Origin of the sequence: Thalassospira marina (assembly GCF_002844375.1) — a bacterium.
GTDB lineage: Bacteria > Pseudomonadota > Alphaproteobacteria > Rhodospirillales > Thalassospiraceae > Thalassospira > Thalassospira marina.
On sequence record NZ_CP024200.1, the window covers coordinates 540,001 to 566,260 of the forward strand.

The window sequence follows — 26,260 nt, forward strand, 5'->3', positions numbered from 1 at the left end:
TGTCGGTGCCGCCGGCAACGCCTGTCATATAGTGGAATGACGGGATTGTTTTATGGTGGCAGGCAAGTGTTGTTGCATAGATCGAGTGGCAATGCAGAACGACATTGATGTCGGTGCGTTCTTTTAAGATATCGCGATGGAACCGCCATTCAGACGACGGGCGGCGGCCGATATAGGTGCCGTTAAAATCCATTTCCACGAGATCGTCCGGTGTCATCGTGTCGTAGGGGAGGGACGATGGTGTAATCAAAAAGCCCTGATCGGTGCGCACCGAAATGTTACCTGCTGTCCCCTGATTGATCCCAGTGGAATTCATTCTGCGGCAGATATCAAGCATCTCGGTCCGTAATAGTGACATATCTGGGGATGAACTGGTCATGGTTATATCCTTCATTCTTTTGCAAAGGGATGTTTAGGTATTGTCAGGTTTTGTGTGTGCCTGCTGTCGCCATTTGCGGGCATAGGCGATGAGTTCGGGACACGCGAACTGCTCTGGCTGTTGCAATGAAACTTGGGGCTGGCTGGAAGTTTGTTCGTGTGTTGCAAGAAGGGCTGCACCGGATGCAACACCGTATGTATCAAGGTTATAGAATGTCCCGGCATCAGGGCGCATGGCCGCGACCAGCGATGCATAAAGCGGGTCATTGAGAAAACTGCCATCGAGAACAACACGGTCATGACATTTCAGCGCATCAAGGCACTCAACAGTTAGAAGGGCCGCATAAAGAACTGCGAGAGAGCTATAAAATCCCGGTTCTTTTGATAAAGAATTTACCAGATTGGTGATGCGTCCGTTGCCAGCACTACCCGGGAACAGGCCTTCTTCTTTGCCGAAGGAGGGAAGCGCCATAATGCCGCCTTTAATAATTGCGGACAGTTGGCGGGGGGATGCCGGCATGTGAGGCGCTTGTTCGAGAGCCATCAGATGGGCATATTCCTTACCGCCCATTGTCAGAACCCCGCCGATTGGCCGACCAAATACATCGGCATTCAATGTCATGCCATGATGTTCTTTGAGGTCTTCGGGCGGCGTATTGCGACTTAACCCGACAATCCAGGTTCCAGTGGATATGACCGTTGCGTCGCCCCAGCCTGCCGCCTGATATCGGTAAAAATTTGCACTGCTATCATGGATGCCGGCGAGTATTTCAAGGGGTTTTGGAAAGTTGAAACGCTTTGCTAGCTCAGGCTGGATCCGCCCGATAACCTGCCAGGCCGGGGCAAAGGGCGCCATGAGATGTTCCCATTTTTGATGCGCTACAATAGGGGACCATGACTTGCGAACAGTATTCCAGAGTTGTGACTGCGCACCGAGATAGGTAACTTCGGAAACAGCAGCCCCGCCAAGGCGCCACCCCCAATATTGAGGCATGCCCAGAAACCATTTCGCATTCTGGAATTGTTTTGGGTGTGTTTTTTCCATCCAGTAAAGTTGGCGTGCCTGGTGGGTTGCCCCCATCATGATCGCGCTGCCGCGGTCGAAATAATCGCCGGCCAGCGCGGCATAATGGTCGTTTATCTCGACTGGTACAGTTTGTTCATAGTCAATCATGGGCAAGACAGCGCCGGTCGACAGTTCCGGGTCTGCCGGGTTATCCAGGTCGCCGACGAGGATGCCGCTGGAGCCATGACCGGATGTAACAATTCGTTCGATAGCTTGATGTTGGCGGCATAAAATAGCCAGTGTTTCGCATATCCATGCGCCTATCCCTGCCAGGTCGTGATGCCGCCAGGGTGGCGCCGGGAGGGTTGTGTTTGTGATGCTATAAGTTTCAAGGACTTTGCCCTGGGCAGTTACAGCACTGAGCTTGATATTCGTTTTGCCGATATCAATGACAGCAACAGTGGCAAGACCGTTGTGCTTTGCGATGTCAGTGTTTGGCATTTTAAAAATCCCCCGGCGGAGCTGAGCGGGTGCGTCGGTGAAAAAAGGCAAGGAACCTCTGTTCACCGACGCAAAGCTGTGCCGGTGTTGATGACGTTTTGGAGCTGTTAATTGACGTTTAGATCAGGCCGTATTGTTCGGCCTTGTGCCGAAGAAACGGCAGACCGTTACCCATTACTTCGGCTTCGTCTTTTGCAACCGGGCGCCAGACCGCCAGCCCGTAAGCGACCTCAGGAGGCATATTGATAAAGCTTTCCATGGCGAGACCGCCTTTGAAATTAATCGCCGCGAGTGCGGCATAGACTTCGTTCCAGGGGCAGTTGCCATAACCAGGCGTGCCCCGGTCGCTTTCGGAAAGATGAATGTATTTAAGGTGCTTGCCGGCTTCGATAATGCCTGTGGCGGCACCTTTTTCCTCGATATTCATGTGATAGGTATCAAGGTGAACAAAAATATTGCCTGCGCCCACACGTTCAATCATATCAACAGCCTGACGGGCAGTGTTGATCAGGTGGTTTTCATAACGGTTAACGGCTTCGATACCCAGTTCGATATTGTATTGTTTGGCAAGTTTTGCAGCTGCGTCGAGAACACGGGCGATATTGTCGTATTCCTGTTGCGTTGGCGGTACGCCGGTACGTTCACCAATGCCACCATAAATAACGCCAGATAGCGCTTCTGCACCAATTTCGGCCGTTTTTTTGATGGCAATGTTTAAGTAATCAATGGCGGCATCGGGGCGGACGGATGCCCATGCCTGCTCGGGTAAGCCCAACGAGCAAACAGCACGCAGATTGTTTTCCTGAAGCAGTTTGCGGCTATGCGGGGCATCAACTGCCGGCGCATTAAGCAAGGCGATTTCAACAAAATCCATTTTATAAAGGGCTGCCGCCTTGATGGCTTTTTCAGCACCTGCGCGGTCCCAGTTCATGGTCCACATACTTGTATGAACGCCAAATCCTTGCATGATTTTATCTTCCCTGACTTTTCTTATGATTGATAAATGTGAGATGCGTTGCGACCCAGCGCAGAACCATGACGGACAGCAGAAGAATGCCCCATACAGCGGTCGCCAAATGTTGATTGGCGCCAATCAGGTTCAGGCCGGAAGAGAGAAGTTGAAGTACGATCAGAGCGACGAAGACCGGAATGACTTTTCCGAAGCCGCCAAAAGGGTTTACGCCCCCCAGGAAACAGGCCAGGACCGTGATCAGCAGATAGCTTTCACCATGTCCGACACGGACAGAGTTGAAACGTGAAAGCATGATGATACCTGCAACGGCACACATCGCGCCCGAAAGCGTGTAAACAAGGATAACAACTTTGCGGGTGTTGATGCCGGAATATCGGACGGCTTCGATATTTGAGCCGATCATATAGGTGTTGAAACCAAGTTTTGTTTTTTGCAAAACGATATGCCATACGGCAACGCCTGCGCAGAGCACGAGGAGGGGAATGGGTATTCCGGCGACACTGCCATGGCCTAGAGGCTGGATGAAGGCAGGGAAACCGGAAATGTCACCGCCACGTGTTAGAAACTCGCCCAATCCCCGCACAAATATCATCATTGAGAGAGATACAAGAATTGGGTGTGCCTTTGTGTAGGCAACGACAATGCCGATGATAAGGCCGCTTAATGCGCCAACTGCCAGGGCAAGGAAACAGCCCGCTATAAATGCGCCAGGACCCGCATCAGCACCCCCGAAATAAAGCAACGTCCAGGCAAGGGTGAGGCCGGCAATATTGGCTGTAAAGGTAACAGCAAGATTAAGCCCACCCGTGAGGATGGGAAGCATCATTGCCAGGCTGAGTAGCCCTAATTCAGGGAGCTGAAAGGCAACGGAGCCGAATGTTGCGCTGCTTAGGAATCTTGGACTGGCAAACCCGAAAATGATGATAACAGCAATCAGGGCCGCGAGTGGACCTGCCATTTCCGGTCCGATATATGATTGCAGGCGTTTGATTTGGGGGCTCATTTCGCTTCTCCCTTTTTTGATAATGTAGGAAGAAGGCGTTCGATGCCGGAATTGGAAAGGGTGATCGCGGCAAGAATGATTGCACCAATGATCATTTTGAAGGCGTAGGATGAAACACCCATCAAATTAAGGCTGTTCTGGGTAGTTGAGATTAGCAGGACGCCGAGAACGCAACCCAGTACTGTGCCGCGTCCGCCACCAAGCCGGGCACCTCCAAGAACAACAGCAGCAAGCACATCAAGTTCCCGGCCATAGAGGGCGTTCGGGACAACTTCCTGCACATAATGAGCCTGAACGAGACCAGCGATACCAGACATCAGACCCAGCCAGCCAAAAGCAATAAATTGCATGGCAGCGATATTGATGCCAAAGCGTCGTGCGCCTTCCGGGTTATCACCAAAGGCAATAATTTGACGGCCCGTCGTTGTTCTGCTGATCAGAAACCAGGTCGCAATGACACAACCGAGCATGATTAAGGTCGGTAAAGTGATTTCGGACCAAGTGCCATCGGTTGATTGATGTTCAAACAGGATAACCGGCGTTACCAGCCAGTCGGGTAAATCATAGATTGAAACCCCACTCGTCAGAAACATGAGCATGCCAAAATAGATATTAAATGTGGCAATGGTGACAACGATGGAGATGATCCGGAAATAGTGGATGAAGAATGCGTTGAACATTCCAAACAGGATGCCGATGCTTCCGGCAATGATCAGGCCAATCGCCCAATTCCCGCCGCCAATCCAACCCAGGGCGAGAGCTGTAATGTACTGGACGGCGGATGCGGCGACAGCAAATGAGATGTCGATACCACCGGAGATGAGCACGACCAACAGCCCGACTGCAAAGATGATGTTGACCGCACTGGTGTTTAACAAATCGAACAGATTGCCCAGTGTGAAAAAACGGTCTGTCGCCAGCGAGAGGACCATGCCGATCACGAGCATGACGCCGAGCAGGGCAACTTCTGTCGCATGTGAATTGACAAGCTTACGCATAGACGGCCGCCTCGATTTCCTGAAGGGAGCACTCGTTTGGATAAAAGCAACCCTCAACCCGGCCATTGACCATGTGAAGCACACGATCCGCATTGAAATAAACTTCGGGTACTTCGTCTGAAATCAGGATGATCGCAAGACCGCTTTGCGCTAGTCTGGCGACAATGTCAAAAATACCTTTGCGTGCGCCCACATCAACGCCGACAGTTGGGGCATCAAGAATCAGAAGCTTTGGCTTGGTGGCGAGCCATTTGGCAATCGCGACTTTTTGCTGGTTACCGCCTGAAAGTGTTGAGATCGCATCTTCCGGAAGGCCGATTTTTACCCCAAGATCGCGGCACCATTTTGCAACGACATCGCGTTTTCTCCGTTCCGACAGAAACAAACCATTCCGGATACTGTCAAGAGACGCGATAACGAGGTTATCGGCAATGCACTGTGGTTGTAGTAGTCCAAGCGACAAGCGGTCTTCCGAGAGGTAGGCGATACCAGCATCAATGGCCTGGCGATTATTGGCGAAATTTACTTTTTGCCCGTCAAGAATGATATCGCCACTTGCAGGTTTGCGCATTCCAAACAGGGTTTGCGCCAGTTCAGTCCGCCCGGCACCTAATAATCCGGTTATGCCAACGGTTTCACCTTTTTTGACAGTAAAGGTAACGTCATTGAATTCTCCGTTTCGGCTTAATCCTTGAAGCTCGATCACGGTTTCTGCATTTGGCTTCTGGACAGCACGTACCGTGTTGTCAAATGTCTTGCCTGTCATCAGTTCTGTGATGCGCGATTGAGTCATATCCGTTGTCGGATACACACCTTCCAGTTTGCCGTCGCGCAGAACAGTAAGGCGGTCTGATATTTCCAATACTTCGGCCAAACGATGGCTGACAAACACAACGGCAACGCCTGAAGCAGATAGCATGCGGACAATATCAAGAAGATAGTCCGTCTCGGATTGGGTTAGTGACGCTGTTGGTTCGTCCATGAATACAAGTTTTGCGTCCCCGTGCAGAGCGCGGGCGATTGCAACGATCTGGCGTTGGGCAATCGGAAAATCGCGAAGTGGCTTGTCTATATCCATTGTAATGCCAAGGCGCGAGAGGGCCTTGATCGCGATGTCGCGCATTTTTTGATAGCTGACAAGACGCGGTCGTCGACCCAATACCGTTTGGAAGGCGATGTTTTCGGCAACGGTCATTTCCGGAAACAGTGCTAAATCCTGCCAAATAACCTGTATGCCCTCGGCCTGCGCCGTTACAGGCGACATATGCGTATATGTGTGCCCATTATAGGTGATTTCTGCCCCTGTCTCGGGCCGGTGAACACCGGTGATGACTTTGATCAGGGTGCTTTTACCTGATCCATTTTCACCGGCGAGGCAGTGCACTTCACCTGGTAGGACTTCAAAATTGACGTTGTCGAGTGCCTTTACGCCACCGAATGTTTTGCTGATATTTCGCAATGACAATACCGGTGCCGTGCCAGACACATTCAAGCTGGCATGTGCCGACATGGATTGGTCCATAAATTTGAGGGGTTGGGAAATGCCGCCAGCCTTTTGGTATTAACAAGGTGAAACTGGCGGCATCAGGGAGAACCCTTTGAGGTTTACAGGCCCATGGCGGCGAGTTTATCCACGGTGTCCTTGTTGATTTCGACAAGCTGATCAACAATGATATTGTGGTTTTGGTAATCCGGATGCACGACGCCGAGGCCCTCGATGGTCTCGCCGTCTTTGATTTCTTCGCCCTTCATCAGCTTGTCGGCAAGCGTGACGAAAACTTCACCAGCCTGTTTCGGATTCCACATAAAGCCACCGGTCAACACGCCGTCCTTGATAAGGCGACGGCTTTGACCCGGCGAGCTTGGCCCGACAACAAAGACCTTTCCGGCCATGCGACGTTCCTGGATTGCGCGTCCAGCGCCGATGGGGCCCTGGCTGCCAAATCCGATAAAGCCGCGCAGTTCGGGATGTGCCGACATCAAGTCAAGTGCAGTGCTTCGGCTTTTATCAACGTCTTCGGCAACGCCATAACGGTCGCCAACCAGTTTCATATCCGGATAGTTTTCCTGGATGTATTTGATGGCAGCATCAGCCCATGCGTTATGCAGCGGGACGGTAAGTGACCCGACAAAAACTGCATATTCGCCTTTACCCCCCATTTTTTCAGCAAGAAGTTTGGCATGGGCTTCGCCAAAGCCCTGGGTAGAGGCAAGTTCAAAATCCCACGTTGCACCCTTTTGATTCGGGGATTCATGGGTTAAGACAATGATATTATTGTCTTGTGCTTTTTTCAGGACAGGTTCAAGTACGCTGGCATCGTTTGGTACAACACCGATGACCTTGACGCCCTGCGCAATCAGATCTTCGATGGCGCGGACCTGGAGGGCAGGGTCCGCACTGGTTGGGCCGATCATTTTGGCATCAACGCCAAGCTTGGCAGACTGTTCATCGATACCGGCATTCATGGCATTAAACCAGGGGATGCCGCCGATTTTAACCACGATACCGACTTTGCCGGTATCGGCCGCGAATGAAGATGCCGAGGCGGCAACAGTAAGGGTCGCCGCAAAAGCAGCGCAAAGAAACTTTTTCATCAATTTTCCTCCCAGACACATGTGCTAAATCGCCACTCCAATCGCAGAATCAGCTTTGGATTGGCGTTTAACGTGTTTTTTTGCGAATAAACCGGTTCGAGGCCGATTTTTCACACCTATCGACTGCATTTTTTGAGTTTTGTGTCTGCACAATCGTTATTGCAAATTTGCACAATCGATGGTGCAAATACTATTCGACAGTTTTTTTCTTCCGTCAAGGCGAATGTGGTCGTATACCGTTCGCCGGAGGAAAAAATGAGAACACCGAGCAAAAAAAAGGCGACGATTTATGATCTATCGGTCATTTCTGGCAGTTCCGCATCGACGGTCAGCGCTGTTTTAAATGGTACGTGGCGCCGCCGGCGAATCAAGGAAAGCACGGCAGAGCGCATTCTTGAACTGGCGCGCGAGCAGAATTATACGGCTAACATGCAGGCGCGGGGACTGCGCAGTTCGAAATCTGGCTTGGTCGCGCTGTTATTGCCGGTGCACGATAATCGCTATTTTTCATCCATGGCGCAGACATTTGATTCGTATGTGCGCAACCGGGGCCAATGTCCAATCGTGGTCAGCACCTGCCGCGATCCGTATGAGGAACTACGAACCGTAGAGACGCTCATTTCCTATTCCGTTGATACATTATTGATTGCAGGGGCAACAGACCCGGATGGGATACATGGTCTTTGTGAGTCAGCTGGGCTTAAACACATAAATATCGATTTGCCGGGGCGTAGTGGCCCGTCCGTGATTACGGATAACTACGCAGGTGCAGTGGATTTGACCCGTTCAATTATTGACGGTTTTTCCGAAAGTAATCCTTTACAGGCATCAGAACTTTATATGTTTGGTGGGCGGGATGACCACAATAGTCGGGAACGCGAGCGTGGCTTTAAGGATGTGAAGACCGATTGTTTTGGCGCGCATGTGGACGAGTGCATCATCCCGACAGGCTATTCGCCGACAAATGCCCAAAAAGCGTTTGAAGAATTTTATCACCAGCATGGCAAATTGCCGCGCGGGCTTTTTGTAAACTCTACGATCAACTACGAAGGACTGTTGCGCTTTATGGCGCAGTATCCGGCGGAAACCTTCGCTGATCTTGTCGTTGGCTGTTTTGACTATGACCCGTTTGGATCTTTTTTACCGTTTCGCGTGACCATGATTCGACAGGATGTCGAGCAGATGATTGATCGTGCGTTTCAACTGATTGATAGCGGCCAAATGACACCGCATACTTATTTGATTCCGCCGCAATTTGTTGCCCCGCGCAACGCACTGACCGGACCATTGGATTCCATTCGGGACATGCCTTAAAGACATGCCCCGAATATGCTGTACTGTGCCAGCCAAGGTCAGTGTGCCAACTTCGAGCCTATTTCAATACCTTGTGGCTGACGGTTCCTAATTTCAAAGCCCCAAACGTTTTTGGGCGATGAGCACCTGTTCTTCGACCTGGTGGTCCATGCCCTTGCGGCGATCTAGGGCGGTTTGGGTGCGTTCCGGGCCGGCTTCGGCGGGGGTACCGTTTTTAAAGGGCGGTTTGGGGCTGTATTCGAGGGTGAGCGCCACCCGGCGGGCGGCTTCTTCGCCTTTGAGTTTGGTCGCGATGACAAGGGCGCAATCAATGCCTGCTGTGGCGCCAGCCGCGGTAATACGGTTGCGATCTACCACAACGCGGTCATCAATATGCGTTGCGCCCATAAGCGGTAAAAACCTTGTTAGCGACCAGTAACCGGTTGCCTTATACCCGTTCAAAAGGCCGGTTGCGGCCAGTGTGATGGACCCGGTGCAAAAGGCCGAAAGCCATTTTGCGTGGTTGCCCCGATCGGTGAGGAATTCCAGGACCTCGGGATCATTCATATATTTGATTGTCCCCATGGTGCCGCCGGGTACCAACAAAACATCAAGATCGCGGGGACAATCGGCGAAGGTCGTTGTAGGCGGAATACTGATACCCAGTTCAGTTGGAACCGGGGTCAAGTCTTTCCAGACCAGATGAATTTTACAGCGCAGGATATTTAAAACCGTCATCGGGCCGATCAGATCAAGTGCTACCATGTGGGGATGCACCAGAATGGCAACCGTTGGGGCGTCGGCCGGTAATTGCCGCATGGGGCCGGGATGCAGGTCTGGCGTGGCGACCGGTGATGGTGTTGGCGTCTGGGCGCCAGCCGTGATCGGGAAGGTTGCGGGCAGGGTGGCGGCAACCCCCGTGGCGGCGGCAAGTGTCATAAAGGTGCGGCGGTTTACCGGGTTTTCCATTTTATCCTCCGGGCAGCGATAAGGGCGGGTCGATATCCACGCCAATTGGCAAGGTTTGATTGCCACTTCGCACTGGCACCGGTTGCGGGACAATGTGATTTATCAATCAATTCTAAAAAAGCATCTGTTTTGGAAGATATTTACTATGGTTTGGGGGAGCACTGGCATTGATGGCGGGTACGTTGCCAATGGCTGGCTGACTGTTGGATTATAAAAGAAAACCCCTTGCAGCGCATGGCTGCAAGGGGCGTGGCGTTGAGGCCGTTTTGGGGTCAATCAGGCAAGATCAAACCGGTCTGCATTCATGACCTTGGTCCAGGCGGCGACGAAATCCTTGACGAATTTTTCAAGGTTATCGTCCTGGGCATAAACTTCGGCATAGGAGCGCAGGATCGAGTTGGAACCGAAAACCAGATCGACGCGGGTCGCTGTCCATTTGGTGTTGCCGGTCTTCCGATCGACGATGTTATAGAGGTTTTGACCCGCCGGTTTCCAGCTATTGGCCATATCCGTCAGATTAACAAAGAAGTCGTTCGTCAACGTACCTGGACGGTCAGTGAAGACGCCATGCTTGCTGCCACCATGGTTGATGTCAAGGGCACGCATACCGCCAACCAGAACCGTCATTTCAGGTGCGGTCAGGCCGAGAAGCTGGGCACGGTCGAGCAGCATTTCTTCGGCTGAAACGACATAGTCCTTTTTCATCCAGTTACGGAAGCCATCTGCCAGCGGTTCGAGGGCGTCGAAGCTGTCGGCATCGGTCATGTCATCGCTGGCATCGCCACGGCCCGGTGCAAACGGAACGGTGACATTAACGCCAGCCGCCTGTGCGGCCTTTTCAACCGCGGCAGTACCGCCAAGCACGATCAGATCGGCGAGAGAAACTTTCTTGGCAAGGCCAGCCTGGATATTTTCAAGGGTCTTCAGAACCTTTGCCAGACGTTCCGGTTCGTTGCCTTCCCAGTCCTTTTGCGGCGCCAGGCGGATACGGGCACCATTGGCACCACCGCGCATGTCCGACCCACGATAGGTGCGTGCACTATCCCAGGCGGTGTTGATCAGTTCGGCACTGGTTAGCCCGGAATTCAGCAATTTTGCCTTGAGATCGGCAATTTCGCTGTCCGACAGGGTGTAATCCACGCTGGGTACCGGGTCCTGCCAGATCAGGTCTTCACTTGGCACATCCGGGCCGAAATAACGGGCCTTCGGTCCCATGTCACGGTGGGTCAGTTTGAACCATGCACGGGCAAAGGTTTCCGAGAAATATTCCGGGTCCTTGATGAATTTCTGGCAGATGGCGTTATAGGCCGGGTCTACCTTCATTGCCATGTCGGCATCGGTCATCATCGGCATGCAGCGGATCGACGGGTCTTCAACGTCGACGGGCATGTCTTCTTCCTTGATATCGATCGGCTTCCACTGCCATGCGCCAGCCGGGCTTTTGGTGAGTTCCCATTCATAGCCAAACAGCAGGTCAAACCAGCCCATATCCCACTGGGTCGGGTTTTTGGTCCAGGCACCTTCAATGCCGGAAACAACGGTATCACGGCCAATGCCACGACCCTTGGTGTTCATCCAGCCCATGCCCTGTGCGGTGACGTCGGCTGCTTCGGGTTCCGCGCTGAGATTGGCGGCATCGCCATTGCCGTGACTTTTGCCAATGGTGTGGCCGCCGGCGGTCAGGGCTGCGGTTTCTTCGTCATCCATTGCCATACGGGCAAAGGTCTCACGCACCTGGGCGGCGGTTTTCATCGGGTCCGGCTGGCCGTTAACACCTTCCGGGTTCACATAGATCAGGCCCATCTGCACGGCGGCAAGCGGGTTTTCCATGGTTTCGGGTTTGGCAACATCGCCATAACGGCCATCACTTGGTGCCAGCCATTCTTTTTCAGCACCCCAGTAAATATCCTTTTCCGGATGCCAGATATCCTTGCGGCCAAAGGCAAAACCAAAGGTTTTCAGACCGGCAACTTCATAGGCAATGGTGCCCGAAAGAATGATCAGGTCAGCCCAGGAAATTTTGTTGCCGTATTTCTTTTTGATCGGCCAGAGCAGACGGCGGCCTTTGTCGGTATTGACGTTATCAGGCCAGGAATTGAGCGGTGCGAAACGCTGGTTGCCGGTACCACCACCACCACGGCCATCGGCCAGGCGATAGGACCCTGCTGCGTGCCAGGCGACACGGGCAAACATGCCAACATAGCTGCCCCAGTCGGCTGGCCACCAATCCTGGCTTTCAGTCATCAACTTACGGAGGTCGTTTTTCAGGGCCTCGACGTCAAGTTTTTTAAGTTCTTCGTGATAGTCAAAATCCTGACCGAACGGGCTGGTCTTGGCGTCATGCTGATGAAGAATGTCGAAATTCAGCGCATTGGGCCACCAGTCCATGACCGTGGTGCCCAGGGCGGTCTGGCCGCCATGCATTACCGGGCATTTTCCTGCTGTTGGTTTTCCGTCCATTTCTCTCTCCCTTAGTGGCTGAGATGTTTGCAGCTTATTGACCCAATCAGACTGAAGGACAAAACCAGATGGCGTTCGGGATACAGATCGGGGCGTAGTCCCGGATTTGGTTTTGGCGATCACCCTTGGCGATCAGGGATGTTTTAAACGCGTGTCTTACAAATCAGGATATGTGCGCCAGGCGTTCATGTCCAAGTTAATGTTCAACTAATATTTTACGTTTATGGCGTCCTGCGGGTCAGTTTGCAGTGGTGATTTCTGATAAGGAAAAATCTAACGTGGATCGTTGTTATAGGTGAAATAGGTATTTTTTTATTTTTCGATAGTTTTTATCGATTAATTGTTAAGGCCGGGATCAGATTTGGTTCATTGCAATGCACAACCAGAAACAGAACGGGCAGACGTTTTCGGCAGGTTTTGGTGGTTTTTTCGCGCGTTCCTGCGGAAATTTTGCGCAAGTTTGATGACTGGATGCGGGCTGATTTTATCGTCAAAGATCGTGACGTTTCACCATGTTAGGGAAAAGTCTGGCAGGAATGTGGTAGGCAAAAACAAATTTTTGCGACAGGCAGGCATGAAAAAGGCCCGCCGGGGGAAGGCGGGCCTGGATGATAAGCGATGAAACCTGAAATCAGCGTTGAGCTGCGGCAATGGCCTCAGCCATGATTTCAAGGCCACGGTCGATATCATCATCCGAAATGGTCAGGGGCGGGGCGATGCGGAAGACGGCCCCCATCGCCGGAACCTTGACGATATTCATGCTCAGCCCGCGTGCGAGTGCTTCTTCGCCAATCCGGTCGCCCATGGCAAGGTCAGGGATGCGGCTTTGCCGGTCTGTAACGATTTCAAGCCCAAGCAATAGTCCGCGTCCGCGCACATCGCCAATGCAGTCAAATCGCTGCTTGAGGGCTTCAAGCCCGTTTCGCAACCGCTGGCCGGCAGTTTTGGCCCGTTCGATCAGGTTTTCACGCGCGATAACATCCATCACCGTCAGGCCAACAGCGGCAGGCAGAGGGTCGGATACATGGGTGGTCAGGAAAATAAAGCCACGATCATGGGCTTTTTGTTCGATTTCGGTGCTGGTCAGCACAGCCGAAAGCGGCAGGCCCGCGCCAAGGGTTTTTGACAATGTCAGAATATCGGGTGTGACACCATCCCGTTCAAAGGCAAACATGTGGCCGGTGCGGCCCATGCCCGTCTGGGCCTCGTCCAGGATTAGAAGCATACCGCGTTCTTCGCATTTCTTCTTGAGCGCGGCCAGATAACCCACCGGCAAATCAATGATGCCACCCGATGACAGGATGGGTTCGGCAATGAAAGCCGCCAGATTGCCGGTAGATTGGCTGTCGACCAAATTAAAGGCATCATCAAGTTCGGTTTGCCAGTCCAGCGAGCCATCGGCATGGGTAAAGCGCGGGCGATAGGCATGCGGGGCGGGAATGGCAAAAGACCCGACGGAAACCGGGCCATAGCCCTTGCGCGCAGCACTATAGGTTGCAGCGGCAGCCGCACCGGTCATGCCGTGCCAGCTTTTGGAAAAGGCAACGATTTCGTGTTTGCCGGTGACGATCTTTGCCAGACGGATGGCTGCCTCGTTGGACTCGCCCCCGGTTGAAAGCAGCAATACCTTTTCAAGGCCCGGCGTGACAGAGCCAAGACGGCGCGACAGCTCGATCACGGGGCGCGAGAGCATGCCGCTGAAAAGATGGTCAAGCTGACTGATATTATCCTGAACGGTTTTAACGATTTCAGGGTGGGAGTGGCCGAGAACCGCGCTCATTTGCCCTGAGGTGAAATCCAGGATCGGATCATTGGCCAGATCATAAACATAGCTGCCCGAAGCACGGCTGATGATGCGTTTTTCAAATTGCGGGCCATAACGCATGACATGATCGGAAACAGCCGACCACAAAGCGGGATCAAGATTGGGATTATCGGTTTTCGCGGTGCTCATCAGAACGGCTTTCTGTTAGTTGGCTGATGATGCATCTTGCCTTGGCAATTGGTTTCAGCCAAATTCATAATATAGAAAATGGATATCAATAAAATTGATGTGAGATGCTTGATCTTGAAATTTTCCTGCTGCGCAGCTTTGTCGCGGTTTCCCGTGCCGGATCGATCAGTGAAGCCGCCCAGCAAATTGGGCGGACACAATCCGCCGTAAGCATGCAAATGCAACGGCTGGAGGATGCGGTTGGCCAGCCGGTTTTGCGCCGCACCGGGGCAGGGGTGGAGCTGACGGCAGCGGGTATTCGCATGTTATCCTATGCCGAACGCATTTTGGGGGCGCATGACGAGGCCGTTGCCGCCATTTCGGGAACGGCCCTGCATGGGGCGATCAGCATCGGTTGCCCGGAAGATTACATGACGGCGTTTTTCCCTGGTTTGCTGCGCCGGTTTGCCAGCCTGCATGGCGGGATCGAAATTGAAGTGGTGTGCGCTGGCACGGTGGAATTGCGGCGCCTTTTGCAACGCCGTCAAATTGACCTTGCCCTGTTATCCGTGCCCGAAGATGCCGACCGGGCGCAAATCATTCGCCCTGAATCATTCGTCTGGGTGGGCAACAGCCCGGAACCGGCCATTATCGGGCGCGAGGTTTTGCCCCTTGCACTATCAGCCCCCGGTACGCTGGACCATGAAGCCGCCATTGGCGCGATGGACCGTGTCGGGCGGGCCTATCGTATTGCCTTTGCCAGTAACAGTCTGGCGGGCCTGTTGGCCGTAACCCGGTCGGGCGAGGCGATAAGCGTTGTTACCCGTGCTGCCGTGCCACCGGACCTTTTTGTTTTGCAGGAAAACCTGCCTGCCTTGCCCGATATCGGCATTACCCTGGCCTATGCCGCCTTGAAGCCGCCGCCCATTGTTGAAACATTCGGTGAATTCATAAAATCATATTTATCAGATATTTAATGATCACTTTAAAGGTGACTGATTAACGCTGAGCAAGCAAAATACCGCTAAATTCGCGGATCAAGCGTGATTTTTGAACATTGGCCGGATAAAGCAGCAGCGAGCGGAAAATGACATTGGGTTCAAACGGGCGAAACACCACATTGCGCCCGGCATAATGCCCTGTCACCATTGGATTGACGAGGCCCACGGCATTGCCATCTTCGGCAAGTGCGCAGATGGTGGCGGAATTTGGCGTTTCCAGCGCATAGTTGGGGTTTATACCCTCGGCCCCCAATAACGCATCAAGGCGCTGGCGGGCGCGGTCTTCGGCGACCAGCCCCAGCAGGGCAATATCGGCAAGGTCCGTTGGGGTAATTACCTTGTGACCTGCAAGGGGATGGTCCTTTGGCATGGCGATAACACCGGCATAGCTGCAAAATACCTGGCTATCGATGCCGGAATTATCAATTTCATCGGCGGCAAGGCCGATATCATATTGCCCGTCCACAATACCATTACGAATATCGGCCGATGATTTGACGTGGAATGTCAGGCGGATATCGGGGTGTTTGGCCCGAAAGGCGCGGATCGCGGCGGGAACCAGACTAACGCTGCCCGCGGCAAAACAGCCAATGCGCAATGTTCCCTCGCCATAATCGCGAATGCCAGCTGCGGCTGCACGCAGGCGGTCCAGCCCGCGAAAGCTTTCATCAACCTCGCGAAAAAACAGGCGGGCCTCGGGCGTGGCAACCAGCCGACCGCGGATACGGTCAAACAGGGTAAAGCGCACCGAATGTTCCAGATCGGCAATCAGGCGGGATACGGCGGGCTGGGTAATGCCCATAATTTCGGCGGCCCGCACCGTTGATCCAGAAATCATCAGGGCGTGAAACGCTTCGACCTGCCGGTATTTCATATAACATTTCCACATAGAGTAATGATGAACCATCAGTATATTTACTAGGGTGATCGTGCAACTCTCTTTGAAACCCAACCGGAGAGTTTTATGCGTGATTTTACCCTGAGCGTTCATCACCCCGCCGTCGCAGAAGAGGAATTTTCGTCTCTTTGCGTGGCAACGCAGCGCGCCTCGACCATTGTTTTTGACAATGCCCAAGCCTATGCCACGCGCGGTCAGCGCGAGCTGGACAGTTATTCCTATGGCATGCATGGCACGCCAACCCAGCGTGTTCTTGAAGCACAGCTAACCGCACTGGAAGGCGGGCTTAAAACTGTTGTGGTGCCATCGGGGCAGGCAGCAATTGCCGTGGTGTTCCTGAGTGTTCTCAAACCCGGGGATCATGTCTTGATCGCGGAAACGGCTTATCCGCCGGTGAATGGTTTTTGCCAGAATTTTCTCGCCCCGCTGGGTATGACCTGGTCAACCTATCCGCCGGGAATTGGCAGTGGCATTGATGAATATATCACGCCGGAAACCCGCCTGATCTGGATGGAAAGCCCCGGGTCCACCACCATGGAGATCGAGGATGTGCCCGCCATTGTTGCCTGTGCACGCGCCAGAGGCATTTTAACGGGCATCGATAATACCTGGGCAACGCCACTTTTGTTCAAGCCACTGGCACATGGTGTTGATTTTTCAATGCAGGCGCTGACCAAATATCCCGGTGGGCATTCCGATATTCTGATGGGGTCGGTCACGGTGGCCCGGCTGGATTTGCGCAAAGGCCTGCGTGATGTGATGCGTATGCTGGGTTTTCATACCGCCCCCGATGCCATTTCGCTGGTTTTGCGCGGCCTTGAAACCATGGCCGTACGTGTTGAACATTCCGGCCGGGTGGCAAGTGACCTTGCCCGCGAAATAGACGCGAAATACCCGGTCGAAGTCCTTTCACCGATATTACCCGAAAGCCCGGGCCACGCCCTTTGGCAGCGTGATTTTACCGGGGCCAGCGGCCTGTTTTCAGTTGTGCTGCCCAAAGACTGGGAAGGCCGGCTGGATGATGCTTTGAACGGGTTAAGGATTTTTGCAATCGGTGCGTCCTGGGGAGGAACGCGAAGCCTGATTGCACCGATGACTGTTACCGGTCATCGCACCACGCCGCATCCGCGAAACGAACGCATTATTTTGCGTTTAAGCATCGGGCTGGAAGACCCGGAAGATTTGCGGGCGGATCTGCATGCGTTTTTTGGCCTTCTTGCCGCGGGCTGAAGGCAAAACGCCCCGCAAAAAGCGGGCATTAATGAAAATATCAGGAGGTACAGATGGGATATAAACTGAAACTGGCGGCACTTTGCCTGCCTGTGGCGGGCATGCTGTTTGCCATGTCGGCCCAGGCGGCAACCACCCTTGAAACCGTAAAGGAACGTGGCCGGCTGATTTGCGGGGCCAGCCAGGGGACGCCAGGTTTTGGCGCACCTGATGATAACGGATACTGGCGCGGGCTGGACATTGAAACCTGCCGGGCGGTTGCCGTTGCCGTGCTGGGCGATAAGGATGCGGTTGATTTTGTGCCGCTTTCCGGGCAGCAGCGCATTCCCGCCCTTCAAACCGGGGAAATTGATATTCTGCCCCGCACCCTGACCTGGACATTGCAGCGCGATGCCAATGGCATCAACTTTACCCAGCCGAATTATTATGAATTTACCGGCTTCATGATGCCCAAATCCCTTGGCATCACGCGGGTTGAGGACATGGCCGGGGCATCGGTTTGTGTGCAAACTGGGTCAACAACCGAAGTTGTCGTCAATGATGTGTCAACCAAACACAAACTCGACCTGCAACCGGTTGTTTTTGATAATACATCTGCTGCCCGGCAGGCATTTTTCTCGGGCCGGTGCGATGCGCTGATCACAGATGCCGGGGCACTGGCATCAACACGGGCCAGCATGGCCAAAAACCCTGATGATTATATCATCTTTCCTGCCACCCCCTATGTCGATGCCCTGACACCGGCGGTACGGCAGGGCGATGATCAATGGATGGATATTGTCCGCTGGTCCATTCAGGCCCTGATCGCGGCAGAAAATTTTGGCATTACCCAGGCCAATGTCGATGACATGCTGCAAAGCAAGGACCCGCGTATTGTGCGTTTTCTGGGTGTTGACCCCGGCAATGGCACATCCCTTGGCCTGAAGGATGATTTTGCCTATCAGATTATCAAGGCGCTGGGCAATTACGGCGAGATTTTTGATCGCAATGTGGGCAAGGACAGCCCGTTGAAACTTGAACGTGGCTATAATGCCCTGTTCAAGGATGGCGGTATGATGCTTCCTCTGGCGTTTCAATAAGCCATGTTACAGTCCCTTTGGTATTCGGACCGGTTCCGAAGCTGGATCATGCAGATCGCCCTTTTGGGCGCTCTGCTGGGGCTTCTGTACTGGATCGCGGGCAACACAATCACCAATCTGGCCGAACGCGGTATTCGCACGGGGTTTGATTTTCTGGCCCATCCGGCGCGCTTCCCGATTTCGGAAAGTGTGGTGCATTACACCCCGTCAGATAGCTTTTTGTGGGCTTTTGTGGTTGGGGTGGCCAACACGCTCTGGCTATCCGTCATCACGCTGGTTCTGGCAACGGCGGGCGGGTTGTTCCTGGCCCTGGCGCAACTGGCAAAACACCCGCTTTTATCGCGGTTGGCGGTTGGGTATGTCACGCTTTTTCGCAACATTCCGCTGATTGTGCAGTTGCTGTTTTTCTATGGTTTGGCAACGTCGGTTTTTCCCGCCCCGCGCGATGCGTTTGAACCATTGCCAGGTGTGTTTTTATCCCTGCGCGGGGTTTATGCCCCTGGTCTGGTGATGGGGGCCGGGGGCGGATGGGTAATTGCGGCATCAATTGTACTGCTGCTTGTTACCATCTGGCTGGGGAACCGCCGTTTTCGTGATGTATCCCTGGTGCGGCGCATTCCATCCTTTGTCGGGATTTGGCTGGTGGGCACGGTGATAATTGGCTGGCTGGCCGATGTGCCGCTGCATCTTGAAAGCCCGGTTTTGCATGGTCTTAATTTTCGCGGAGGGATGTATCTTTCGCCTGAATTTGCGGCAATTGTTGTGGGGCTTGCCCTTTATACCACGGCCTTTACCGGCGAAATCATCCGTGGCGGGATCGAGGCGGTTGGCAAAGGCCAGTGGGAGGGGGGCCGTGCCCTTGGCCTGTGGGACAGGCAGATCATGTTTCGCATCATTCTGCCCCAGGCATTGCGCATCATCGTGCCCCCTATGACCTCGCAATATCTTTCTACCGTGAAAAACACCACGCTGGCGGTTGCTGTTGGCTATCCCGAACTGGGGCTGGTGGTAAATACCGTCATCAATCAGACGGGGCAGGCGCTTGAAAGCATCATGGTGATGCTGGGTGTATTCCTGACGGTTTCCCTGACGGTATCGCTTTTCATGAACTGGTTTAACGCCCGCATTGCATTGGTGGAGCGCTAATTCCATGGCAAAAACACACGCAACTTCAAAAATACGGCCCCATCATTTGCAGCAACAACGTCTTTCTCCCTTCGCGCGGCTGTTGCAGTTAATGTTTGGCGACTGGCTGTCAATTTTGCTGACGTTGGTATCAATCGGTATTGTTATTGCCCTGATACCGGCCTTTCAGTGGGCGGTTTTAGATGCGCACTGGCAGGTGGCATCACCAGCGGAATGCCGCGAAGGTGGTGCCTGCTGGGCATTTATTTCGGCCAAACTGCAATTCATTCTGTTTGGCCTGTATCCCCCCGAAGAACAATGGCGCGCCATGATCGTGATTGGTCTGATTTTGGTGCTGGTTCTGGCAACTTTATCACCCAGAATGTGGGGCGGGCGGCTATTGGTGCTGTGGGCGCTGGGTATTGGTGCCATGCTGGTTTTGATGAATGGGGGCATTTTGGGCCTTGCCTATGTGCCAACGTCAAAATGGGGTGGCCTGCCGGTAACACTTTTGCTGGCGGTATTGTCACTGGGGCTGGCGTTTCCGTTTGCCATTGTCCTTGCCCTGGGGCGGCGCGGGTCTTTGCCGGTTATTCGCAATGTTTCGATTTTCATTATCGAAATCGTGCGGGGTTTGCCGCTGGTGGGCCTGTTATTTGTGGCTGCAATTTTGCTGCCGCTTTTCCTGCCGCCGGATTGGACGATTGACAAGCTGGGTCGCACATTGGCCGCGCTGACGGTTTTTGCCGCCGCCTACCTTGCCGAAGTCATTCGCGGGGGGCTGCAGGGCCTGCCATCAGGCCAGATAGAGGCCTCGCAGGCGCTGGGCATTCCTTACTGGAAAATGGTCTGGCATATCGTTTTGCCACAGGCGATCCAGAAGGTTATTCCACCGCTGACCAATACCGCAATTGTGATGGTCAAGAATACCGCGCTGGTTTTGATCGTGGGTGTTTTTGACATGTTAAGTGCCGCACGCAGTGCCGCCACCGACCCGGCCTGGCCCGGCCCCTCGACCGAGGCCTACCTGTTTGTCGCCGGGATCTATTTTGTCATCTGTTACGGCATTGCGGCCTATTCCCGCCATCTTGAAGCCGGCATAAATGCAAGGAACCATTCATGACCCATGCCATTGATGTTCAGGGCCTGAACAAATATTACGGTGCCTATCATGCGCTGCGCGATGTTGATTTTTGCGTGTCCGAACGTGAACGCGTGGTGATTTGCGGGCCGTCAGGGTCAGGTAAATCCACGCTGATTCGCTGTCTTAACAAACTGGAATCCCATGATTCCGGCCGGGTTACGATCCGCGGGATCGAACTTGGCGATAATTTGCGCGATCTCGATGAAATCCGCCGCGAAGCAGGCATGGTGTTTCAGCATTTTAACCTGTTTCCGCATTTAACCGTGTTGGAAAACTGTGCGCTGCCTCAAATCCTGTCGCGCAAAACCAGCCGCAAGGAGGCCGAAGACCGTGCCCGTGATTACCTTGACCGCGTTCAGATTTTAAGCCAGGCGGCCAAGTTTCCCGGTCAGTTATCAGGTGGGCAGCAACAGCGTGCGGCCATTGCCCGTGCCCTGTGCATGGAACCGAAAATCATGCTGTTCGACGAGCCGACATCCGCCCTTGACCCTGAAATGATTGGCGAGGTGCTTGATACCATGGTGGCCCTTGCCGAAGGCGGAATGACGATGGTGGTGGTCACCCACGAAATGGGTTTTGCCCGCCGGGTGGCCGACCGCGTTGTTTATATGGAGGCAGGCGAAATTGTGGAAACCGCAACACCTGATGCCTTTTTTGACAACCCGCAGGATGAAAGAAGCCAGCGGTTTTTATCACGCCTGGTAAAGGCTTGATTGTTTAAAGAAGCAGACGGACCGAAACCAGCGGTTCGGAAGATCAAACAGATACGTATTTGAATTCCAAATCGGACAGCCATATCACAGGTTTGATCAATCTACCGTCGTGTTTTTTGTTAACTTGCATCATGGAAAATAATGCCAACGGTGTGGCGCATTCCGCTGCGCACCCGGCTGACACCATGGCGCAAATTAACCCGGTAGGTGCCTTTTGTGCCACGCACAGGCCGGTTGCGCACGGCAAAGACGACGGCATCGCCTTTTTGCAGGGGAATAACGTCAACCCGGCTTTGCATGCGCGGGCGCTGTTCGGTCAGGCAAAATTCGCCGCCGGTAAAATCGTGTCCCGGTTCGGATAGCAGGATGGCGACCTGTATGGGAAAAACCAGATCGCCATAAAGGTCCTGATGCAGGCAGTTAAAATCACCCGCCACATATTGCAATAATAGCGGGGTGGGGCGTTTCTGGCCGGCCTGATGGCATTGCGCCAGATAATCCGCATGGCGGTCAGGATAGGATTGTTCAATGCCCATGCTTTTGTTCCATGCATTGGCAAGGCCGCTAAAGCGGGGATAAAGGGCTGTGCGTAATTCCCCGATCAGGTTTGGCAGGGGGTAATTGAAATATCGATATTCTCCTTTGCCAAATCCATGCCGGGCCATGATTACATGGCTGCGAAAATGCTTTTCATCGGGATAAAGCGCTGCCAGCGCATTACATTCGCTGTCAGACAATAATTTTGGCAGGGTGGTGCAGCCAAAATTATTCATTTCCTCGTTTATTGCGGCCCAGTCATAGGCATCGATGCGGGTTCTGACGTCTGGCGCATCGTCTGCCAATGCGGATTTGTCGGTTTCATAATCTGTCACGGGGATGGTCTTTCCGTTTTGTCTGCATTTTTGCAGGCAACATGTTTGCCACACCGCCAAATGGCGGCGGAGATGCTAGGTAATAAGGTTATGGCGATGTCACGATCTTCCTGGTTTTGAGGTTCGGATCGCCGGGTTAATCGCCAATAATTCAAGCCGCGTGGATGGCTTCGCGCGCCAGCAGGGCACGTTTGCGTTCCACCCCCCACGCATATCCCGACAGGGCACCATCGGTGCGCACAACCCGGTGGCAGGGGATGGCAACGGCAATATTGTTTGCGGCGCAGGCACCGGCCACCGCACGCACCGATTTGGGCGATCCGATATGCCGGGCGATTTCGGCATACGAGGCGGTTGTCCCAACCGGAATTTCCTGCAATGCCAGCCAGACACGTTGCTGAAATGCCGTACCGCGCACATCAAGCGGCAGGTCAAGCCCTATGCCCGGATGTTCGACAAAACCAACAACCTTGGCAATGGTGGCTTCGTAATCTTCGTCCGCCCCAATAAGCTGTGCTTTTGGAAAGCGATCCTGTAGGTTACGCAGCAATTCATCGGGGTCATCACCCAGCAGGATCGTGGCGATCCCCTTTGTGCTGGATGCCACCAAAATCGTACCAAGGCTGGTTTCGCCAATGGCAAAGCGAATTTCTTCATTGGCCCCACCGGCACGATATTGCGATGGTGTCATACCTAAAATGCTGGTCGCTTTTTCATAAAACCGGCCGCTGGAATTAAAACCGGCATCATAAAATGTTTCGGTAATGCTGGCACCCGATGACAGGCCGTCGCGCACCTTTTGGGCGCGATGGGCCGATGCGTAATCCTTTGGTGTCAGGCCGGTTATTGCTTTGAAAATCCGGTGAAAATAGCTGGGGCTAAGCCCAACTGCATTTGCCAGATCATCAAGCGATGGCTGTTCTTCACATTCCTCGATCATTCTGCAGGCGCGCGCCACCAGGGCAACATTTTCGCCATCTTGCGATGATCCATCGGGGTTGCAGCGTTTACAGGGCCGAAACCCGGTTGCCCTGGCATGGGCCAGGGTATCGTGCAGCAGCACATTTTTGGGATTGGCCTTGCGTGACGGACAGGACGGCCGGCAATAAACCCCGGTCGTGGTCACGGAATACCAAAACTGACCATCTGCTGATTTGTCGCGCACAAGAATGCGCGCCCATCGCGGGTCTTCGGCAACCGGTATCAAATGTATTTTGCCGTGTGCGTCGTTCATTGTCCGTACTTTCTATATGGTGTCAGAAAGAATAACTGATATTCCGCCGATTATCCTGCTGAACTGCATCTGCGGCACTCCGGTTATTGTTTTTAAATCGAACGAAGTTTTCCTGCTATGCCGTTCCGGTTCGTTTGCTGCGCGAAACCAATGGGTTAGCCCCGCGCAGCAAACATAAAATCAATCTGCCAACAGACGTGTTTGATGCGCCCGGTCAAAGTCGGGTGTGCGATAAAGCTCTTCTGCAATCTCGCCCAGGCGGGAGGTATGAAGCTTTGGCCCCAGCCCGTAAAACTCCTGGAAATTCATGATCAGGGGGCTCCATTTATCCGGGTCGATCCGGTTGGGATTGCCTTCCATCAAAATGGTTTCGTCCACATGAATGCGGGTGATGCGGGCTTCCAGAATGGCAATATATCCCCCCAATGGACCGTCCTGATCATAACCGTGTTCATGTTCAAGAACGGCTTCCATCTGAACCGGGCACTCTGCGGCGCGCGGCGGTGTGACTGTTTCTGACGGCACCGGGGTTAGCCCTGCGGTCTCGAACTTGTTTTTGACATGGTAATAACCGCGCTTGATTTTATCGTCCGGTACCGGGTTGGAACCGGTTGTCCGTGCGATGCGGTCCACCGCGCCGACTTGCGCGGGCGATGCAAGGTTGATCACCATTTGCCCGGTACGGCGCATATTTTCCACGGTTTTGGAAATCGCCTGCAGGCCCAAATGGCAGCGCCAGCCAATCCAGAAAACCGATGACATGGGGGCAAGGTTAAACGTGCCGTCTTCATTTTCCGTGCTGATCAGGGCAACCGGCGTGCCGAAATAAAGAATGGAGGGGCTGGAAATAACATGCATTTTAAATGCTCCTTATTGCGTGTGCGCTTTGAGATAGCGGCCCCGCATTGCCCATGCACTCCGGTTCTTGTTTTTGAATCAAACGGACTTCCTATTTGGACGCTGTAGCGGTCCCGAGGCCCGAAGTGACTGTATTTATGCGCAATTTCCTAATTTCGATATCAGGGCAGGGAACGGAGTGAGGGGTGCAAGCGGCCTCCCTAAGGTGGCGTTCAAACGTTACCCAGGAGGAACCGATGCCCGCATTCATCCCCCCCGCAATCCCATTGTGGTCTGGCCCGTTCCGCGCCATGCGCGTTCATGCCGCGCGGTAGTCACGCCAGCCAACACGAAACAAACCTGCCGGTGCTAGACCGCAATATGCTGGTAAAAGGCATGGGAATGTTGCTTGCGCGGCAGGATGACCCGGCAATCTGGCTATCATCAGAGGCAGAGCGCGCGGCATCATTAAATGCGTTTCTGAAATATCGTCCGGCAGGTGATATCTGTGTTTTTGCCTATGGCTCGCTGATCTGGAACCCGGCGATTAAAACCATGGATCAATGTGTTGCCCGATTATCGGGCTGGCATCGGTTATTTTGCCTGTCGATGACGGCAGGGCGCGGAACGGCGGCCCTGCCGGGGTTGGCGCTGGGCCTTGATCATGGCGGGGATTGTCTGGGTATTGCCTATCGGATTGCGCAAAAGGATGTGCAGTCGGAACTTTCGATCCTGTGGAGCCGCGAGATGTTGCTGGGCGGATATATCCCCAAATGGGTCGAAATAACGGATCAGGATGGTCATCCAGTTGCCAATGCAATGACCTTTGTAATTGATCCTTCCCATCGCAACTATGCCGGTGACCTTTCAACACCCGCCATTATCCGCCGCTTGGCAACGGCAGCAGGAAGCTGGGGCAGTGCGGCCGATTATCTGTTTCGGACATTAGCGGCTTTGCGAGAGCGTCAAATTCATGATGCTCACCAGGAAAAGATCGGTGTGCTTGTAACGTCTGCTTTGCAATGCGCTGGTCAGGTTTGATTTCCGCTTGGGGATAAGCACCCGTTCAACAGACATCATCCAAACCTGTTGAACCCCGATCAATCACGTGGTTTTGCCTTTTGGTTTTGATCATGAATGGGGCGGAATATAATCAGGTGCCCGTTAAAGGGGAAATTGAAGGCGATCATTGCCTTATCCGCCATCCGCAAGGGCGGAAACATGACGTAACTCACCATAAATCCGGCACCGCATTTGGCATAAAAAAGCCCCCCACCGGATCGGACAGGGGGCTTGAAAAGGCTATAACACCAACTTTAAAGGTCGATGCTGTCACCCGGTTTCGGTGTCAGGACGGTTACGCCAGAACCCTGCAGGCCATGGGTGAATTTGTCTGCTGTGGCATCAAGCAGGCCAAATGTGCCGTAATGGCACGGGATGACCTTGCCAAATTCAAAATAGCGACGCACGGCCGTTGCTGCGATTTCACCATTCATGGTGAAACGGTCGCCAATCGGCACCAGCCCGATATCAGGGCTGTGGAATTCCTGGATCAATGCCATGTCCGAGAAAATGTCCGTATCGCCCATATGATAGACGCTGGGGCCATCCTTTGGCTTCACGATCAGGCCGTTGGGATTGCCAAGATAAATATTGGTCCCGTTTTCCATGATGCCCGATGAATGATGCGCCTGGGTAAAGACGACGCGGAAATCATCGCAATCAATGCCGCCGCCGGTATTGCCGGGGTTTACATTGCTAACCCCTTTGGTGCCCAGATAATCGCAAATTTCCGGGTTGGAAACGACCTGCGCGCCAGTCTTTTTGGCGATATCAGCAGTGTCCCCCAAATGATCGCCATGACCATGGGTCAACAGAATGTGGGTTACACCCTTGGCGACATCGTCAACATTCCCGGTAAAAAGCGGGTTTCCAGACAAAAATGGGTCAAAAAGGATGGAAGTGGAAGCGAATTCAAGCTTGAAGGCGGAGTGGCCGTACCATGTCAGTTTCATGTG

At 53.5% G+C, this 26,260-nt stretch carries 23 protein-coding genes (1 of these 23 cut by a window edge); 8 read left to right on the forward strand and 15 right to left on the reverse strand.

The annotated features are described in order from the left end of the window. The 7 genes from CSC3H3_RS22575 to CSC3H3_RS22605 all read right to left on the reverse strand — a co-directional run. A protein-coding gene (locus CSC3H3_RS22575; RefSeq protein ID WP_101286627.1) for a class II aldolase/adducin family protein crosses the window boundary here: on the reverse strand, positions 1–379 show its 5' portion. 320 nt of this gene lie to the left of the window's left edge; only the first 379 of its 699 coding nucleotides appear in the window; its start codon is at positions 377–379; its stop codon lies beyond the left edge, outside the window. A 33-nt stretch (positions 380–412) separates the two neighbouring features. Then, entirely contained in the window at positions 413–1,885 is a 1,473-nt protein-coding gene (locus CSC3H3_RS22580) for an FGGY family carbohydrate kinase (protein WP_101286628.1), read from the reverse strand. Positions 1,886–2,003: 118 nt separating this feature from the next. Continuing rightward, positions 2,004–2,852: a sugar phosphate isomerase/epimerase family protein gene (locus tag CSC3H3_RS22585; RefSeq protein WP_101286629.1), complete on the reverse strand. Its 849-nt coding sequence runs from the start codon at positions 2,850–2,852 to the stop codon at positions 2,004–2,006. A gap of 4 nt (positions 2,853–2,856) precedes the next feature. Then, positions 2,857–3,861, reverse strand: coding sequence for an ABC transporter permease (locus tag CSC3H3_RS22590; protein WP_101286630.1), 1,005 nt, complete (start codon positions 3,859–3,861; stop codon positions 2,857–2,859). After that, positions 3,858–4,859 (reverse strand): ABC transporter permease, encoded by a 1,002-nt coding sequence (locus tag CSC3H3_RS22595; protein ID WP_101286631.1) that lies wholly within the window; start codon positions 4,857–4,859, stop codon positions 3,858–3,860. The genes CSC3H3_RS22590 and CSC3H3_RS22595 overlap by 4 nt, the downstream gene beginning before the upstream one ends. Further along, positions 4,852–6,369 carry a sugar ABC transporter ATP-binding protein gene (locus CSC3H3_RS22600; RefSeq protein ID WP_172963481.1) on the reverse strand — a complete coding sequence of 506 codons (1,518 nt, stop codon included), beginning with the start codon at positions 6,367–6,369 and terminating at the stop codon, positions 4,852–4,854. Before CSC3H3_RS22600 ends, CSC3H3_RS22595 begins: the two co-directional genes overlap by 8 nt. Before the next feature lie 95 nt (positions 6,370–6,464). Further along, positions 6,465–7,454, reverse strand: coding sequence for an autoinducer 2 ABC transporter substrate-binding protein (locus CSC3H3_RS22605; RefSeq protein ID WP_172963482.1), 990 nt, complete (start codon positions 7,452–7,454; stop codon positions 6,465–6,467). Between the two features lie 255 nt (positions 7,455–7,709). On the opposite strand from CSC3H3_RS22605, the gene CSC3H3_RS22610 reads away from it, so the two are divergent. Then, the gene (locus CSC3H3_RS22610; RefSeq protein ID WP_101286634.1) at positions 7,710–8,768 is read left to right on the forward strand and encodes a LacI family DNA-binding transcriptional regulator; all 1,059 of its coding nucleotides are present in this window, start codon (positions 7,710–7,712) and stop codon (positions 8,766–8,768) included. A gap of 93 nt (positions 8,769–8,861) precedes the next feature. Here CSC3H3_RS22610 and CSC3H3_RS22615 read toward each other — a convergent pair whose 3' ends face one another. The 3 genes from CSC3H3_RS22615 to CSC3H3_RS22625 form a co-directional block, all read right to left on the reverse strand. Further along, positions 8,862–9,716, reverse strand: a complete 855-nt coding sequence (locus tag CSC3H3_RS22615; RefSeq protein WP_101286635.1) for a DJ-1/PfpI family protein — start codon at positions 9,714–9,716, stop codon at positions 8,862–8,864. Positions 9,717–9,992: 276 nt separating this feature from the next. Beyond that, complete coding sequence (gene katG, locus CSC3H3_RS22620) at positions 9,993–12,176, reverse strand: catalase/peroxidase HPI (protein WP_101286636.1); 2,184 nt, start codon at positions 12,174–12,176, stop codon at positions 9,993–9,995. 631 nt (positions 12,177–12,807) lie between these two features. Next, complete coding sequence (locus CSC3H3_RS22625; protein ID WP_101286637.1) at positions 12,808–14,130, reverse strand: aspartate aminotransferase family protein; 1,323 nt, start codon at positions 14,128–14,130, stop codon at positions 12,808–12,810. Between the two features lie 104 nt (positions 14,131–14,234). On the opposite strand from CSC3H3_RS22625, the gene CSC3H3_RS22630 reads away from it, so the two are divergent. After that, positions 14,235–15,086: a LysR family transcriptional regulator gene (locus tag CSC3H3_RS22630; protein WP_101286638.1), complete on the forward strand. Its 852-nt coding sequence runs from the start codon at positions 14,235–14,237 to the stop codon at positions 15,084–15,086. 22 nt (positions 15,087–15,108) lie between these two features. Here the strand turns inward: CSC3H3_RS22630 and CSC3H3_RS22635 are convergent, their stop codons facing one another. Continuing rightward, entirely contained in the window at positions 15,109–15,984 is an 876-nt protein-coding gene (locus CSC3H3_RS22635) for a LysR substrate-binding domain-containing protein (protein ID WP_101286639.1), read from the reverse strand. Positions 15,985–16,074: 90 nt separating this feature from the next. Here CSC3H3_RS22635 and CSC3H3_RS22640 point away from each other — a divergent pair, with 90 nt between their 5' ends. The 5 genes from CSC3H3_RS22640 to CSC3H3_RS22660 are packed head-to-tail and all read left to right on the forward strand — an operon-like array spanning position 16,075 to position 21,299. Beyond that, the gene (locus tag CSC3H3_RS22640; protein ID WP_101286640.1) at positions 16,075–17,238 is read left to right on the forward strand and encodes a trans-sulfuration enzyme family protein; all 1,164 of its coding nucleotides are present in this window, start codon (positions 16,075–16,077) and stop codon (positions 17,236–17,238) included. A gap of 53 nt (positions 17,239–17,291) precedes the next feature. Further along, on the forward strand, positions 17,292–18,317 hold the full coding sequence (locus tag CSC3H3_RS22645) for an amino acid ABC transporter substrate-binding protein (protein ID WP_101271628.1): 1,026 nt from the start codon (positions 17,292–17,294) through the stop codon (positions 18,315–18,317). Between the two features lie 3 nt (positions 18,318–18,320). Then, on the forward strand, positions 18,321–19,463 hold the full coding sequence (locus CSC3H3_RS22650; protein ID WP_101286641.1) for an amino acid ABC transporter permease: 1,143 nt from the start codon (positions 18,321–18,323) through the stop codon (positions 19,461–19,463). Between the two features lie 4 nt (positions 19,464–19,467). Further along, entirely contained in the window at positions 19,468–20,565 is a 1,098-nt protein-coding gene (locus tag CSC3H3_RS22655) for an amino acid ABC transporter permease (RefSeq protein ID WP_101286642.1), read from the forward strand. After that, entirely contained in the window at positions 20,562–21,299 is a 738-nt protein-coding gene (locus CSC3H3_RS22660; RefSeq protein ID WP_101286643.1) for an amino acid ABC transporter ATP-binding protein, read from the forward strand. The genes CSC3H3_RS22655 and CSC3H3_RS22660 overlap by 4 nt, the downstream gene beginning before the upstream one ends. A 119-nt stretch (positions 21,300–21,418) precedes the next feature. On the opposite strand, the gene CSC3H3_RS22665 is transcribed toward CSC3H3_RS22660, so the two are convergent. The 3 genes from CSC3H3_RS22665 to CSC3H3_RS22675 form a co-directional block, all read right to left on the reverse strand. Then, positions 21,419–22,171 carry a 2OG-Fe(II) oxygenase gene (locus CSC3H3_RS22665; RefSeq protein ID WP_245881403.1) on the reverse strand — a complete coding sequence of 251 codons (753 nt, stop codon included), beginning with the start codon at positions 22,169–22,171 and terminating at the stop codon, positions 21,419–21,421. A 151-nt stretch (positions 22,172–22,322) separates the two neighbouring features. After that, positions 22,323–23,405: a bifunctional DNA-binding transcriptional regulator/O6-methylguanine-DNA methyltransferase Ada gene (gene ada, locus CSC3H3_RS22670; protein WP_101286644.1), complete on the reverse strand. Its 1,083-nt coding sequence runs from the start codon at positions 23,403–23,405 to the stop codon at positions 22,323–22,325. Between the two features lie 180 nt (positions 23,406–23,585). Continuing rightward, positions 23,586–24,263: a flavin reductase family protein gene (locus tag CSC3H3_RS22675; protein WP_101286645.1), complete on the reverse strand. Its 678-nt coding sequence runs from the start codon at positions 24,261–24,263 to the stop codon at positions 23,586–23,588. Positions 24,264–24,638: 375 nt separating this feature from the next. On the opposite strand from CSC3H3_RS22675, the gene CSC3H3_RS22680 reads away from it, so the two are divergent. Continuing rightward, entirely contained in the window at positions 24,639–25,283 is a 645-nt protein-coding gene (locus CSC3H3_RS22680) for a gamma-glutamylcyclotransferase (protein WP_157831993.1), read from the forward strand. Positions 25,284–25,558: 275 nt separating this feature from the next. On the opposite strand, the gene CSC3H3_RS22685 is transcribed toward CSC3H3_RS22680, so the two are convergent. Next, entirely contained in the window at positions 25,559–26,257 is a 699-nt protein-coding gene (locus CSC3H3_RS22685; RefSeq protein WP_101271605.1) for a metal-dependent hydrolase, read from the reverse strand. Positions 26,258–26,260: the final 3 nt, after the last annotated feature.